1 protein-coding gene is annotated in these 518 nt (G+C 29.5%); it reads right to left on the bottom strand.

The window, feature by feature from the left end:
• Positions 1-229: 229 nt before the first annotated feature.
• Positions 230-518: phospholipase D-like domain-containing protein (locus J7R10_RS08520; protein ID WP_484792990.1), on the bottom strand; the 289-nt coding region annotated here is incomplete at its 5' end.

Below are 518 nucleotides of genomic sequence, written 5' to 3'. Positions count from 1 at the left end.
GAAGACCAGAGCCTGCACGAGCAAAATTTATCAAAAGGGAGAGTCTCGTGTCGTTATCATCTGAAGCTAGAAAAAAGCAGTTCATAATTATTTTAAAACACCTCTATACATGGGATTTTTTTAGATAAACAATTAAAAAAGAAAAAGTAATAATAATAAATATCAAAAAATCTAAAAAAATGAAATGAAAAGAAAAATAAATATTTTTTCTAATATATTCTTGTATAAGCTATAATTGCGATTCAATTGGCAACCAACTCATTATCTTTGCAAATGCGCGACGCCTAAAACTGCTTTCTGGTTCATAATCAATACTATATCGTTTTTCATTTTCAATAAAATCCCAATAAATACGATCATTATCCCCAAGACGTAAACAATAACTCATTTCACCTGTTGTTTCTTCTAAAAAAAGCAAATCCAACATCGCTGTAATTGGTGCACACTCAAAAAGAATACCCATTTCTGTATTTAATGAAGCTGATCGAGGATCAAAATTTAAAGATCCAATAAAAGCA

Source organism: Bartonella vinsonii subsp. berkhoffii ATCC 51672 (assembly GCF_902825225.1).
Lineage (GTDB): Bacteria > Pseudomonadota > Alphaproteobacteria > Rhizobiales > Rhizobiaceae > Bartonella > Bartonella berkhoffii.
The sequence above is the reverse complement of the archived record's forward strand: the minus strand, read 5'-3'. Positions and strand labels throughout refer to the sequence as shown.